The following is a 13,809-nucleotide window of genomic DNA, read 5'->3' on the forward strand; positions in this document are numbered from 1 at the left end:
ACATAAAAACGCCCGGCGAACCGGGCGTTAGAGTGATTAAGCCTTCTCGCGATGTTGCCGTCCGTCCCCCGGCTGAAGCTCGTCTTCACGAAACGCTTCCCGCTTGATGCCATAACCATCATGCCACCGGCACTCCACCATACCACTGGAATAACCTGTGACAATCATACGCGGACCACCGTTCTTCGGCTTAACTTCATCACTGACCAAAAAGACCATACCCGCCTCCTGTATCAGGGTGAAACTTTTTCAATTTAGACGAGGAATGGCCTTTTTGCATCCCTGTTCGGGTAGCAATTAGTGCGAGGCTCCACGCATTTTTTCGACTGCTTTTACGGCGGCGACCACGATAGCGCCAATGATAAAGCCCAGCACCAGATTCAACAGCGTCGGCAAAATAGCGGCGACAACCGCCCCCTGCGCCGAGGCAAAATGCTCAATCGCATGGTGCAGCGGCGCAATACCGTGCACGACAATCCCGCCGCCGACGAGGAACATGGCCAGCGTACCCACGACCGACAAACTTTTCATCAGCCAGGGGGCCAGCGTCAGCAGGCTTTTACCGATACCGCGTGCTACCGCGCTCGATTTCTCCTCCAGCCAGTAGCCGATATCATCCAGCTTGACGATAAGCCCCACCAGGCCGTAAACGCCCACGGTCACCAGAATCGCAATGCCGGAAAGCACCATAACCTGATTGACCAGCGGCGCTTCTGACACAATCCCCAGCGTAATCGCCACGATTTCGGCCGAGAGAATAAAGTCAGTGCGGACGGCCCCTTTCACTTTATCACGTTCGAACGCCAAAGGATCCTGAGCGGCCAGGGCTTCCAGTCGCTGCTGGCGCACCTCTGGCGTGTCGCTCTCCTTACGTGAGGCAAAAGAGTGCAGGACTTTCTCGACCCCCTCGAAGCACAAAAACGCGCCGCCAATCATCAGCAGTGGCGTGATGGCCCAGGGGATAAAGGCGCTGATCAACAACGCGAGCGGAACGAGGATCACCTTATTGATAAAGGACCCCTTCGCCACGCTCCATACCACCGGCAACTCCCGGTTAGCCTTTACGCCAGTGACCTGCTGCGCGTTCAGCGATAAATCATCCCCCAGTACACCAGCCGTCTTTTTGGCCGCCAGTTTTCCCATGACCGAAATGTCATCCAGCAAGGTGGCAATGTCGTCCAGTAATGTTAATAAGCTACTTCCTGCCAAAATCTCTATCCTTCTTTTTTTGCTAATTAAGTGAATAGTATGGAACAAAACCGGACACCCGGAAACAGGCACCTGACGTCAACAAAAAATTCACATCCAGACCACAATTAAAGCACTCGCCAGACCGATAGTTTTGGCGTTTACTATGAGCGAACTTTTTATTTCGACGTGAGGGACTATGCGTTTCCGGCAACTATTACCGCTCATTGGAGCACTTTTTTCGCTGTATATCATCTGGGGATCCACCTATTTTGTCATTCGAATCGGTGTGGAAAGCTGGCCTCCATTGATGATGGCAGGGATCCGCTTCTTCTCTGCGGGCGTATTGTTGATAACGTTTTTGCTGCTGCGTGGCCACAAGCTTCCCCCACTCCGCCCGCTGCTCAACGCGGCACTGATTGGCTTTCTGTTGCTGGCCGTTGGGAATGGTGCCGTGACCGTGGCGGAGCACCAGAATGTCCCGTCCGGGATCGCCGCCGTGGTGGTCGCCACCGTCCCGCTGTTTACCCTCTGCTTTAGCCGCCTGTTCGGTATCCGCACCCGCAAGCTGGAATGGCTGGGGATCGGCATCGGGCTTGCGGGGATCATCCTGCTCAACAGTGGTGGCAATCTGAGTGGAAACCCATGGGGTGCGCTGCTGATCATGGTTGGCTCCATGAGCTGGGCGTTTGGCTCCGTCTACGGTTCGCGGATTGAACTGCCTTCCGGCATGATGGCAGGCGCGATTGAGATGCTCGCAGCGGGAATCATACTGCTGATTGCCTCGACGCTGATGGGTGAGAAGCTGACAACGATGCCGGACCTGTCTGGCTTCCTGGCCGTGGGGTATCTTGCGCTCTTTGGCTCCATTATTGCCATTAACGCCTATATGTTCCTGATCCGCAATGTCTCCCCGGCCGTCGCCACCAGCTACGCCTACGTGAACCCGGTGGTCGCCGTCCTGCTCGGTACCGGTTTTGCGGGAGAAGTGTTATCGACGGTGGAATGGCTGGCGCTGGGTGTGATTGTTTTTGCGGTGGTGCTGGTAACATTGGGCAAATATTTGCTGCCTGCGAAACCGGTCGTCACGCCGTGCGAGGTGGAGAAACCTTAATCCCCTGCGTATCGATCTGCGCGGCCTCAGCGCCGCCGCAGATCCACTCTTCCAGCCGCTCTGTCAGGTCCAGATCGCTCAGTTTTAGCCTGCCGCGCAGGGCGCACTCCCACACGACTAATACCCGCCAGCCCTGAGAAAGCAACGTCGCAATATCGCGTTTATCCCGCTCTACATTCTTGCCTATCTTCTCCAGCCAGAAATCAGTTCGCGTTGCGGGAACCTTGAACAGGTAGCAGTTGTGATGGTGCCAGAAACAGCCGTGGGTAAAGATAATGCACTGATACGCGTCGAGGATGAAATCGGGACGCCCGGCGAGCGAGGCATCCTGGACGCGAAAATCAAAACCGGCCTGCGTCAGTAATTCCGCCAGCCGTTTTTCGATGGCGGTATCACGCGTGCCGATGGCACGCATGTTTTTACTGCGCGTCGCTTTATTGTGTACGTCCGTCATTGACGGCCTCGCTCTGACGCAGCGCCACAGCCTGTTTAATGCGTGAGGCCAGCAGTTTCGCCACCGCCGCAAACGCGGGCACGACCACCGAGTTACCAAACTGACGGTAAGCCTGGGTGTCTGACACCGGAATACGGAAACTGTAGCCCTGCGGCGACTCAAACCCCATCAGCCGCGCACACTCACGCGGGGTTAAGCGACGTGGGCGATGGCGCTGATTCTGCGGATCGTCAAAGTCTTTTTCACCCAGCGCTTTATCCCAGCCTCTGTCGATGAGGATCTCTGCGCCGTCTTTGTAATAACGCGCCGACAAGGTGCGGGTCACGCTGTCTGGATTTGTTGGGTTCACCATGCCAAAACCGAACCCATTGCCTTTGGCCTGGTGCTTTTTGGCATAGCGGTAGAGGTATTTCCACAGTACCGGCGTCAGGATAAATTTGGCGTCAACGGCGGGCTCCAGCAGATCGGCCACGCTCGGTCGGCGCGCCGGATACAGCGACGGGATATCCCTCAGGGTGAAGTCGCCTTTCAGATTGAGGTCCCGGCGGAAACCTACCAGCACGATACGTTCGCGATGCTGCGGCAGGAAATATTTACCGTCGATGATTTTCGGATCGTCTGCGCCCATGTCCTGCGCATCGGCCACGTCGTAGCCCAGCTCATCCAGCGTTTGCATAATGATGCGGAAGGTTTTCCCGCCATCATGGCTTTTTAAGTTTTTGACGTTTTCCAGCACAAAAATAGCCGGACGACGGGCATCAATAATTCGGACCACGTCAAAAAACAGCGTGCCCTGCGTATCACAGGCAAACCCGTGGGCGCGTCCCAGGGCATTTTTTTTCGACACCCCGGCGAGCGAAAAAGGCTGGCACGGGAAGCCCGCCAGCAGCACGTCGTGCTCAGGCACGGTTTGCCGAATATGCTCTGCGGCCTCTTCGTCGCTGACGCCGCTTTTGTGGCTCAGGGTCACATCGCGGATGTCAGCGTTGAAATGGTGTTCATCAGGATCGCAATACCAGTTAGCCTTATAGGTACGCACCGCGTGTTTATTCCACTCGCTGGTAAAAACACACTGCCCGCCAATGGCTTCAAAACCGTGGCGGATGCCGCCAATACCGGCGAAAAGATCGATAAAGCGGAACGCATAGTCTGGATGCGCGGCGGGAGGACGCGGCAGCAGAGTTTGCAGATAACGGAACTCGCCGTCGCTCATGCGGTGCCCTGCCCTGTCGCTTATCAGCAGTCTTTTGAGTATTGCCGGGCTCCAGTGACTCTCGCCATGGGTCGCCAGCTGGTTGGCAAGGGTCTTAACATCATAGATATCCAGCAGCTGCCGCAGTAATGCCTGCACGGCTGCCGTTGATTTCTCAGCCTGCGCTGGCGCGGGCTCAATCACTGATCGTATTTCCTGCATTCTCTTAACCGGGCAATAAAGACTGGAGACAGATTACCACAGTTTACCGGCTCACACTCCGACGGAAGCGGCTCAATACCTTACCGTCCAGCCCCAGGCAGTCGCCCTGCAGTTCAGCGCTCAGTTTCGCCATAAACTGGATCAGAAAATCGGCGTTATGTCGGGCAAGCTCACGCCCCACTTCGGTTTGCATCGTCTCAGGCAGGCGCAGCAGCTTCGTCTGGAAGTGATCGAGGGCGAAGGCCTTGTCGTCTACATCACGGGAATCCGCAAACGGATCGCGCGCATCAAACAGTGCAACACCCAGCGCACCGGATACGGCAAAAACGCGCGCCAGACCAATAGCGCCTAAGGCTTCCAGCCGGTCGGCATCCTGGACTATTTTTGCCTCGGGACTTTGTGGCGCAATCCCGGCGCTGAAGCTGTGCGCTTCAATGGCGTGTTCAACCGCGGCATACCTCTCTGGCGGAAAATCCGGGAAATCGCGCTGCAAAATATCACGCGTTTTACGCGCCGCCAGCCGTGAGGAGTGGCTGCGTTCGGGATGATTTTTCGGCAGGCTGACAATGTCGTGAAAGTAACAGGCCGTCATGACCACCAGCGGGTCAGCGTGGTGATGAGGCATGATTTTCTGCGCCGTCATCCAGACGCGACGAAAGTGTGAAATATCGTGCGCAGCGTCGTCGGTAGCGTGATGTTGATCAAGCCAGGATTCGAAGCGCTGTTGCCACTGAGTGAGTTCCATCTTTCTTTCCTGTTACCAAAATTGAGAGTGAATTATAACATAGACAAATTTAATCAATTAAAAAATAGACACACGAAATACTTAATAATAATTACCCACTATATTTTCAATTAATTAATTCACATGAAAAATAAAGAGATTAATGGAAATATTTTGCAATGTTTTTACTAATTTAATTACATTTATTTTTGAACCAAATTATCTAACCATAGAATAGTATCAAGCACGTAATTACGGAGGGTGATTACATATATTCATATAAATTATCTTTAAAGGGAATATATAATGAAAAGAAAAGTTCTGGCAATTCTTGTACCCGCATTATTAATGGCTGGCGCAGCAAATGCAGCTGAGATGTACAACAAAGACGGCAACAAAGTCGACCTGTACGGTAAAGTCGATGGCCTGCACTATTTCTCTGACGACACGGGTTCTGATGGTGACATGAGCTACGTTCGTCTGGGCTTTAAAGGCGAAACGCAAATCAACGACCAACTCACTGGCTACGGTCAATGGGAATATAACATTCAGGCTAACAATACAGAGAAATCAAGCAATCAGTCCTGGACTCGTCTTGGTTTCGCTGGCCTGAAACTTGGTGAATACGGCTCATTCGACTACGGTCGTAACTACGGCGTGGTTTATGACGTTGAAAGCTGGACCGATATGCTGCCAGAGTTCGGCGGCGATACCTACACCAACACCGACAACTTTATGACTGGTCGTGCAAACGGTGTTGCTACCTACCGCAACAACGGTTTCTTCGGTATGGCAGATGGCCTGAATTTTGCTCTGCAATACCAGGGTAATAATGAAAGCGCGTCTAACGATCAGGAAGGTACCAACAACGGACGTGATATTCGCAAAGAAAACGGCGACGGCTGGGGCATTTCTACATCTTACGATTTCGGCATGGGCTTCAGCGCCGGAGCAGCGTACGCATCTTCTGACCGTACCAACGATCAGGTCACCAAAACAACTGCCGGTGGCGACAAGGCTGACGTCTGGACCGTGGGTCTGAAATATGATGCCAACAATATCTATCTGGCGACCATGTATGCTGAAACCCGCAATATGACGCCTTACGGTGACTTTGCTGTAGCAAACAAAACCCAGAACTTCGAAGTAACCGCGCAATATCAGTTTGATTTTGGCCTGCGCCCAGCGGTCTCTTTCCTGATGTCTAAAGGTAAGGACCTGCATTCCTTCTACGGAAACGATAAAGACCTGGTGAAATATGCGGACGTTGGTGCGACCTATTATTTCAACAAAAACATGTCCACCTATGTTGACTACAAAATCAACCTGCTGGATGAAGATGATAACTTCTACAAAGCAAATGGCATCAGCACCGATGACATCGTAGCGGTAGGTCTTGTTTACCAGTTCTAATCATCAAAAATATCAAAGGCCGCTATCGCGGCCTTTTTTATTTATTCAATTACGATACTACGGCGCTTCCTGCAGCGCCACGCGAATAAACCCGTTATTCTGCGCCAGCAGTTCATGCGCCTTCCAGGCATCCAGCCCCGTCAGCACCATCAGTACCGCCGTTTTACAATGGTGATTACAGCTTTCCAGCGCGGCTTTTGCCTCCGCCCGGGTGCATCCCCCCGCCTCCATCACTATCGCGATTTGTCGTTCAGACCATTTGGTGCTGGTTGCCTCCAGATCCACGCGCAGGTTGCTGTAGACGCGCCCGGACCTCACCGCCAGCCCTGTGGTCACCATATTGAGGATCATTTTTTGCGCGATCCCCGCTTTGGCATTGGCGTATCCCGCCACAACATCAGGCCCCAGTTCAGGCGCAATCACCATACTTGCTAACTGTGCCGCCTCGCTTTGCGCATCACCTGTCATCACCGCGACCGGTGAACCCAGCGACCATGCATGTCGCATGGCCCCCCATACCCACGGCGTTTTTCCGCTGACGGTCACCGCCAGCATCATGTCGTGCTCGCCAAACTTAAGCGCCTGCAGGTCGGCGACGCCGCGCTCGTAGCTTGCCGCTTCACCGTCCGTCGTAATGGCGATAACGGGATGTTTACCCGGCGCATACTCATCAGCCGCCTGCCTTGCTATACGTCCTGAAGGCCCCGCGCCGACAAGCACCAGACGCCCGCCATGACTGAGCGTCGCCGCAGCGTTATCCACCACGCGCGCAATCGTTGTTAAGAATGGGGTAATAGCAGAAGAGATTTGTGCATCATCCTGGTGAATGACGTTCAGCATATCCAGCGTGGACAATCTGTCGATATTCATCGTGCTGGCGTGCCGTCTTTCCTTGACCGAACCGGTAAGCATAATGCTCATAAACAGCCTCCTTATTATGAGTACCCCCACACTATAAAGTGTTTTATATGGGTCACATGAGAGGAGGGTCACGAAAAGAGGACCAAACACATGCTTTTACATGGCTTTAAGAAAAGCGCGTCATCAGCGATAATTACCTCTTTATAATCATCGCGGAGTGTTGATGAGCGATTTGCAGCCCTTCCCCCTGACGCGCAAGCGCCCTATGAAACTGAACACCCTCGTCACGTTGATGGTGTGCGCGATTATCGGTTCCGTGCTGCTGCTGGTCTTTGCGCTCTATTCTGTGCAAATCACCCGTGCGACCCGCGATGATGTCAAAGACACCGCGCTCGGCATTGCCCGCACCCTTGCGGACAGCCCTGAAGTCAAACGCGGCCTGATGCAGGCGCCCCAGGCGGATATTATTCAGCCTCTCGCCCAGGCGGTGACAAAGCGTAACGATCTGCTGTTTACGGTGGTCACTGACATGCGCGGGATCCGCTACTCTCACCCGAACGAAGCGCTGCTGGGGCTGCATTTTATCGGCGACGATTTAACACCCGCGCTGGAAGGTAAAGAGAATGTCTCCGTCAACCGGGGCGCGCTCGCCGAAGCGCTGCGCGTTTTTACGCCCGTCTATGACGCGCAGCAAGAGCAGATCGGCGTGGTGGTGGTAGGCATCTCCCTCAAAAAAGTTGAAGAGCAAATCACCCGCGGGCGGCTTAACGCCCTCTGGACCGTGTTATTCAGCATCTTAATGAGCTCTCTGGCGATCTGGGGCCTGGTCCGCGTGCTCAAACGCATCCTGTTTGGGCTGGAGCCGTACGAGATCTCCGCGCTGTTTGAACAACGTCAGGCGATGCTGCAGTCGCTCCGGGAAGGGGTTCTGGCGGTCGACATTCACGGCCGCGTGACGATGATTAACCACGCTGCCAGAGAGATTTTGCTTCTGCCGTCGGGCAAACAGACCGAAAACGCCAGCGAACCGCTGCTGGCAAGCCTGCGCGACGTGTCGAAAACCGGGGTGGCGCGTCAGGATCAGGAGATCAGCTGCAACGGACGGTTGCTGCTCTGTAATATGGTGCCCGTTAAAAGTCAGAATCGGGTGATCGGGGCGATCAGCACCTTCCGCGATAAAACGGAAATCAGCCAGCTGATGCAGCGCATCGATGGGATGGTCAACTATGTTGATGCCCTGCGCGCCCACACCCATGAATTTATGAATAAACTGCACGTGATCCTTGGCCTGCTGAATATTAAGCGCTATGACAAACTGGAGGAGTACATCCTCCAGACGGCGCATAATTACCAGACAGACATTGGCACCATCCAGAGCAAAGTCAAATCACCGGTTATCGCAGGCTTTTTGCTGGGTAAAATTCACCGTGCCAAAGAAGCGGGCATCACGCTCACTCTGGCAGATGAGTGCCAGATACCGGATACCGCCAATGAAGAGCAGGTTGCGGTGCTGGTCACCGTGCTCGGTAACTTAATTGAAAACGCACTGGACGCAATGGAAGGACAGCCGGAAGGCGAAATCACTCTGCTGTTACACTATCAAAATGGCTGGCTCAGCTGTGAAGTCAGCGACGATGGCCCCGGTATCGATCCGGTTCAGCTGGAGGCTATTTTTACGAAGGGCTTCTCAACAAAAGGTGAAAACCGGGGCGTTGGGCTGTTCCTTGCGCGTCAGCAAATCCAGAATCTGGGCGGCGATATCACCGTCGAATCTGAGCCTGGCGTATTTACCCAATTTTTTGTTCACATCCCCTGGGATAGCGAGAGGAATATCGCGTGATAAATGTATTAATTGTCGATGATGACGCCATGGTAGCCGACCTCAACCGTCTGTACGTTAACCGTGTTGAAGGCTTTAGCTGCTGCGGCGTCGCCTCCACGCTCAACCAGGCCGAGGCCATTATCAATAACCCGAACCAGCCCGTCGATCTGGTGCTGCTGGATGTCTACATGCAGCAGGATAACGGGCTCGATCTCCTGCCGATCATCCGTGCGTCAGGCCGTCCGATTGATGTGATTATGATCTCGTCAGCGTCCGATGCGACCACTATCCAGACCTCCATGCATTACGGGGTTGTGGATTACCTGATCAAACCGTTCCAGTTCCCGCGTTTTGAAGAGGCGCTGAACGGCTGGAAGGCAAAGCACAGCCTGATGGGATCCCACCAGTATTATGAGCAGGCAGACGTGGACAGACTGATCCACGGCGGGGCGCCGGAACTCGCCGACAGCAAGAAATTGCCGAAAGGGTTAACGCCGCAAACGCTGCGCACGATTTGCCAGTGGATCGACGCACACCCGGAGATGGAGTTTTCCACCGATGACCTGGCGAACGCGGTTAATATCTCGCGGGTGTCTTGCCGTAAGTATTTAATCTGGCTGGCGCAAATCAACATTCTGTTCACCAGCATTCACTACGGCGCGACCGGGCGTCCGGTGTATCGCTATCGGCTGCAGCCGGAGCAAACGGGGTTACTCAAACAGTATTGTCAGTAACGCGATAGCCGTTATCCAGCAGCGTGAAGCGGAAGTGGTGCATCGAGGAGATCACCACTTCTTTTGTTTTGGTCACAAAAATCGCTTCAATATCAGGACGAGCGCGCAGCGCAGCGCAGCCCTTTTCAACGCCCATGCCGTACATCAGCGTGGTCCAGATATCGCCGTCGATGGAATCTTTCGACACGATGGTGACGCTGTCCAGTTCGTTGTCCAGCGGATACCCGGTACGCGGGTCAAGAATATGGTGATAGCGCCTGCCGTTTTGTTCGAAGTAGCGCTCGTACGTTCCCGAGGTCACGACGGATCGGTTCTCTACCGCCATCGCGCCAATCAGCGCATCACCGGCGAACGGTTTTTTCAACCCGACGCTCCAGCCCCCTTCCGGTGAGCCTAACGTCTGGATGTTTCCGCCGAGGTTGATCAGCCCCAGCCCGGCGCCCTCTTTGTGCAGATAATCCCGCACCCTGTCGGCAATATAGCCTTTCGCAATGGCCCCCAGGTCGATCTCCATTCCCGCTTTCACCAGAAAGACGCTGCTGTTCGGTTCATTCAGCACCACATCCGCAGGATCGGTTATGCCCAGCAGTGCCGTAATTTCATCGGCAGGCGGAACGCTATCGCCCTGAAAGCCAATTTTCCAGCGTTTCACCAGCGGGCCGATGGCCAGGTTAAACGCGCTGTCTTTAAGCACGCTTGCCGCTTTCGCGCAGCGAATCAGCTCAAACACCGGACGGCTGACGGCAACCGGATGCTGACCGGCCGCATGGTTGATATCCATCACCTGCGAATGCGCACGGTTAACGGTAAGCAGGTCTTCGTACTGTTTGATCAGGCGAAATACGCGGGACGCGAGGGCTTCGTCATGGGAGAAGAGTTTGAGGAGGATGGGCGATCCCATCAGGACGGCGGAATAACTGTAAACGCGATGGTCATCAGGCATAGCATGAGTCCTCAGATGTAGCCCCGGCAAGCACCGCGCCGCCGGGGAAAATGCCGGATAACGCTGCGCGTATCCGGCATACAACACAGGGGTCTTACTGCTTTTTCGAACGCATAGCCGCCTGATGTCCTGCAAGCGTACCAAAAATAATGATATCTGCCACTGCGTTACCGCCGATACGGTTACTGCCGTGGATCCCGCCGACCACTTCACCGGCCGCAAACGCCCCTGGCAGCACGTTGTGGTTGCTGTCCAGCACGCAGGTTTCGGTGTTGATGGTCACGCCGCCCATGGTGTGGTGTACGCCCGGCGCAATCTGAATGGCATAGAACGGCCCTTCATTGATTGGCGCACGCAGCGCGGTGGTACGGCCAAAATCATCATCGTGCTGTTTTTCAACGAAACCGTTGTAACGTTCCAGGGTCGCCAGGAAAGCGTGGTGATCCATGCCCAGCGCTTCAGCCAGGGCTTTTGGCGAGCTGGCACTGGTCACGAAACCTTTCGCGATGTACTCATCCGCCGCTTTATTTTTCGTGCGGACATGCTCATCAAAGACAATGTAGGCATATTTCTCCGGCAGGGCGATGATTGACGCCGAGACTTTATCGCGGGTCGACATTTCGTTGTAGAAGCGCTCCCCTTTCTGGTTCACCAGAATCGCCCCACCGCCGCGGATAGATTCGGAAATCAGGTACGACGTTTTCTGCTCAACGGTTGGGTGGATCTGAATTTCGCCCATATCCACGGTGCCTGCACCGATACGTTCCAGCAACGCGATGCCGCCACCCGTTGCCCCTTTATGGTTGGTGGTGACGAACCCTTCCAGGTCCGGACGGTATTTGACCACCATCTGGCTGTTAGCGCTGAAGCCGCCCGTCGCCACAATCACGCTTTTGGTGGCTACGGTGAGCGTTTCGTTCTCTTCGGTCGTCAGGCGCACGCCGGTCACTTCACCGTTCTCGAAGATAATGTCGCTGACGGAGGTATCCAGCATCACCTCGATGTTGCGTTTGTTGACGTTACGCACCAGGCCGCTGATCAGGTAACCCCCGACCGCAGAGCCGTCTTTTGGACGGTGAGTACGGTCAATGCTCATCCCGCCGGTGGTGGTGATGTCGTTAAGCATAATGCCTCGCGTTGCTAGCCACTCAATGGCTTCTGGCGCATTTTCCACAAAGCGACGCAGCAGTTCCGGATTGTTCTTGTTACCGCCGCCTTTCAGGCTTTCCTGGTAGAACAGCTCTTTGCTGTCCTGAATGCCTTTCACGCGCTGGAAGCGGGTTTCGGCGGCGTTCATCCCGGCAGAGGCTTTGATGGTGTTCCCGCCGATGGTTGGCATTTTCTCGACGATCAGCACGCTTGCGCCTTCGTCGTGAGCCTGAATCGCTGCCGCCAGACCTGCGCCGCCGCTACCGATCACCACCACGTCCACACATTTGCTTTCGTTCGGGTCAACGCCCTCTTCTGCCGCCAGCGCTTTGCTGGATTTCAGCATCGCTTTGGATACGGCTTTCTTCACCGCTTCGCTCTGGCTGGTTGCGCCGGTGATGGCATCCACGTGCGGGGTGTTAGCGTCCAGAATGCGGGTACGGATCTCTTCAAAGCTGGTCACAAACTCAACGTCTTCACTCGGGCCAGACGCGAGCTCGATGTCTGCAATGCGGTCGGTTTCGAGGCTGACGTTAATCACCAGCTCGTTGGCGTCGTCCTGCACTTTCTCAGTGAAGGTGCCTGGTTTGAATTTAGATTCACCCATGCTCATGTCACGGATCATCGCCTCCACCAGCGAGAAGCGCCACAGCGGTTCAGGAATGCTCAGCTCTTCGCGTTTGGTGCTGTCCATAAACAGCTCAAGGCTTTCGCCCGCTGCGATGCGGTCGGTCCAGTCAGGATACGCAATGGTCGCACGACCAACGGCAATCAGATCGTAACCATGGTCCAGCGCTTCATTGACGTCAGCGGCATTCACCACGCCGCCCACGCCCATGACCGGAACCTGCGCCAGCGTGTCAGAACGCATCGCGCAGTATTTTTCGATAAGCGGCGTTGGGTCCTGGGTGTCGACAATGGAAGGACGCAGGGTCGCGCCGACGGAGAAGTGCAGATAGTCCACACCGCGCGCCGCCAGTTTTTCCAGCAGGTACATGGTGTCGTCAAAGCGAATGCCGGGGACTTCCATCTCTTCTGGCGAGAAACGATAGCCAATGATGAACGCATCATCGGCATACTGGCGCACCATTTTGTGGGTGATATCCAGAACCGCCAGCGGGAATTTCGCGCGGTTATCGCGGCTGCCGCCCCATTCGTCGTCACGCTGGTTTGAATTCGGTGAGTAGAACTGCTGAATCAGATAGGTGTTTGCCCCGTGGATCTCCACACCGTCGAAACCGGCCTGAATGGCGCGGCGCACGGCTTCACCAAACTTACCGATCATGCCTTCCACTTCTGCAGCGGTCAGGGCAACCGGCGTCGCGGCACCTTCACGCGGCGCGGCAACGGCGCTTGGGCCAACCGGCGTGCGGCCACCGATCAGTTTTGGGTCGACCATACGGCCGCCGTGGTAGATCTGCAGCAGGGCTTTAGAGCCTTTAGATTTAATCGCTTCCGCGATTTTCGCCAGCCCGGCGATTTTTTCGTCGTTATCGATGCCGATTGCGCCCGGGAAGGCAAGGCCGAGATCGTCAACAAAACAGCACTCGACAATAATGGTCCCGATGCTGCCAGAACGCGCCCGATAGTACTCCACCAGCTCGCTGGTGACCGTGCCATCATAGTAGCCCGTGCAGGTTGTCATGGGTGCCATTAACAAACGGTTTTTCAGTTCAGTGCCATTCGGTAATGTGAAGGGGCTTAGAATACGTTCGTTAGTGCTCATAATAAAAACTCCAAACTTTAAAAATTAAGAATTCGTTATCGGGCTCAGTTTTATTTCGCGTTTTTATGCCGATGTCATGATAGTAATATAATGATTTTTTTAGTTTCTAAAGTTATTACGTTAGTTAAAAAACTATTTAATCCCTTCAATAACATTAATAACACATTGGTGTTAGCAACAATAATTCACCCGTTCACAATAATTTAAAATTCGTTAAATTAATAATGGTCTTACCATGGAGCCAGTAACAACATAAAGCGAACAATA

The 13,809-nt window shown here is 54.4% G+C and carries 12 protein-coding genes; 4 read left to right on the top strand and 8 right to left on the bottom strand.

All coding sequences use genetic code 11. The features are described 5' to 3' along the window. Window positions 1-36 precede the first annotated feature (36 nt). Together ACTJJA_RS09685 and ACTJJA_RS09690 are read right to left on the bottom strand one after the other, a co-directional pair. Window positions 37-219: a YodC family protein gene (locus ACTJJA_RS09685; RefSeq protein WP_010432330.1), complete on the bottom strand. Its 183-nt coding sequence runs from the start codon at window positions 217-219 to the stop codon at window positions 37-39. A 78-nt stretch (window positions 220-297) separates the two neighbouring features. Further along, the gene (locus tag ACTJJA_RS09690) at window positions 298-1,209 is read right to left on the bottom strand and encodes a DUF808 domain-containing protein (RefSeq protein ID WP_010432327.1); all 912 of its coding nucleotides are present in this window, start codon (window positions 1,207-1,209) and stop codon (window positions 298-300) included. 178 nt (window positions 1,210-1,387) lie between these two features. On the opposite strand from ACTJJA_RS09690, the gene yedA reads away from it, so the two are divergent. Next, complete coding sequence (gene yedA, locus ACTJJA_RS09695) at window positions 1,388-2,302, top strand: drug/metabolite exporter YedA (protein WP_440667624.1); 915 nt, start codon at window positions 1,388-1,390, stop codon at window positions 2,300-2,302. On the opposite strand, the gene ACTJJA_RS09700 is transcribed toward yedA, so the two are convergent. The 3 genes from ACTJJA_RS09700 to ACTJJA_RS09710 form a co-directional block, all read right to left on the bottom strand. Beyond that, a complete protein-coding gene (locus ACTJJA_RS09700; protein WP_100165983.1) occupies window positions 2,274-2,756 on the bottom strand; it encodes a very short patch repair endonuclease in 483 nt (160 codons plus the stop codon). The genes yedA and ACTJJA_RS09700 overlap by 29 nt on opposite strands. Further along, window positions 2,737-4,152 carry a DNA cytosine methyltransferase gene (locus tag ACTJJA_RS09705; RefSeq protein WP_440667739.1) on the bottom strand — a complete coding sequence of 472 codons (1,416 nt, stop codon included), beginning with the start codon at window positions 4,150-4,152 and terminating at the stop codon, window positions 2,737-2,739. Before ACTJJA_RS09705 ends, ACTJJA_RS09700 begins: the two co-directional genes overlap by 20 nt. A gap of 61 nt (window positions 4,153-4,213) precedes the next feature. Continuing rightward, window positions 4,214-4,915: a phosphohydrolase gene (locus ACTJJA_RS09710; RefSeq protein WP_440667626.1), complete on the bottom strand. Its 702-nt coding sequence runs from the start codon at window positions 4,913-4,915 to the stop codon at window positions 4,214-4,216. A 285-nt stretch (window positions 4,916-5,200) separates the two neighbouring features. Here ACTJJA_RS09710 and ompC point away from each other — a divergent pair, with 285 nt between their 5' ends. After that, complete coding sequence (gene ompC / locus ACTJJA_RS09715; protein ID WP_440667628.1) at window positions 5,201-6,307, top strand: porin OmpC; 1,107 nt, start codon at window positions 5,201-5,203, stop codon at window positions 6,305-6,307. Between the two features lie 57 nt (window positions 6,308-6,364). On the opposite strand, the gene ACTJJA_RS09720 is transcribed toward ompC, so the two are convergent. Then, entirely contained in the window at window positions 6,365-7,228 is an 864-nt protein-coding gene (locus ACTJJA_RS09720; protein ID WP_440667630.1) for an N-acetylmuramic acid 6-phosphate etherase, read from the bottom strand. Window positions 7,229-7,391: 163 nt separating this feature from the next. Between ACTJJA_RS09720 and ACTJJA_RS09725 the strand changes: the two genes are divergently transcribed. Both ACTJJA_RS09725 and dcuR read left to right on the top strand, forming a co-directional pair. Further along, window positions 7,392-9,008 carry a sensor histidine kinase gene (locus tag ACTJJA_RS09725; protein WP_010432306.1) on the top strand — a complete coding sequence of 539 codons (1,617 nt, stop codon included), beginning with the start codon at window positions 7,392-7,394 and terminating at the stop codon, window positions 9,006-9,008. Further along, window positions 9,005-9,724: a two-component system response regulator DcuR gene (gene dcuR / locus ACTJJA_RS09730; protein ID WP_010432304.1), complete on the top strand. Its 720-nt coding sequence runs from the start codon at window positions 9,005-9,007 to the stop codon at window positions 9,722-9,724. The genes ACTJJA_RS09725 and dcuR overlap by 4 nt, the downstream gene beginning before the upstream one ends. On the opposite strand, the gene ACTJJA_RS09735 is transcribed toward dcuR, so the two are convergent. Next, on the bottom strand, window positions 9,705-10,667 hold the full coding sequence (locus tag ACTJJA_RS09735) for an FAD:protein FMN transferase (RefSeq protein ID WP_440667633.1): 963 nt from the start codon (window positions 10,665-10,667) through the stop codon (window positions 9,705-9,707). The two genes, dcuR and ACTJJA_RS09735, sit on opposite strands and share 20 nt — an antisense overlap. Before the next feature lie 94 nt (window positions 10,668-10,761). Continuing rightward, complete coding sequence (locus ACTJJA_RS09740) at window positions 10,762-13,542, bottom strand: flavocytochrome c (RefSeq protein WP_440667635.1); 2,781 nt, start codon at window positions 13,540-13,542, stop codon at window positions 10,762-10,764. Between the last annotated feature and the right edge of the window lie 267 nt (window positions 13,543-13,809).

Source organism: Enterobacter sp. 22452, assembly GCF_052045065.1.
GTDB lineage: Bacteria > Pseudomonadota > Gammaproteobacteria > Enterobacterales > Enterobacteriaceae > Enterobacter > Enterobacter mori.

Bases quoted from the DNA above. Each gene is read 5' to 3' on its own strand.
- ACTJJA_RS09685 (WP_010432330.1), bottom strand. From the start codon at position 219: ATGGTCTTTTTGGTCAGTGATGAAGTTAAGCCGAAGAACGGTGGTCCG.
- yedA (WP_440667624.1), top strand. From the start codon at position 1,388: ATGCGTTTCCGGCAACTATTACCGCTCATTGGAGCACTTTTTTCGCTG.
- ACTJJA_RS09700 (WP_100165983.1), bottom strand. From the start codon at position 2,756: ATGACGGACGTACACAATAAAGCGACGCGCAGTAAAAACATGCGTGCC.
- ACTJJA_RS09710 (WP_440667626.1), bottom strand. From the start codon at position 4,915: ATGGAACTCACTCAGTGGCAACAGCGCTTCGAATCCTGGCTTGATCAA.
- ompC (WP_440667628.1), top strand. From the start codon at position 5,201: ATGAAAAGAAAAGTTCTGGCAATTCTTGTACCCGCATTATTAATGGCT.
- ACTJJA_RS09720 (WP_440667630.1), bottom strand. From the start codon at position 7,228: ATGAGCATTATGCTTACCGGTTCGGTCAAGGAAAGACGGCACGCCAGC.
- ACTJJA_RS09725 (WP_010432306.1), top strand. From the start codon at position 7,392: ATGAGCGATTTGCAGCCCTTCCCCCTGACGCGCAAGCGCCCTATGAAA.
- ACTJJA_RS09735 (WP_440667633.1), bottom strand. From the start codon at position 10,667: ATGCCTGATGACCATCGCGTTTACAGTTATTCCGCCGTCCTGATGGGA.
- ACTJJA_RS09740 (WP_440667635.1), bottom strand. From the start codon at position 13,542: ATGAGCACTAACGAACGTATTCTAAGCCCCTTCACATTACCGAATGGC.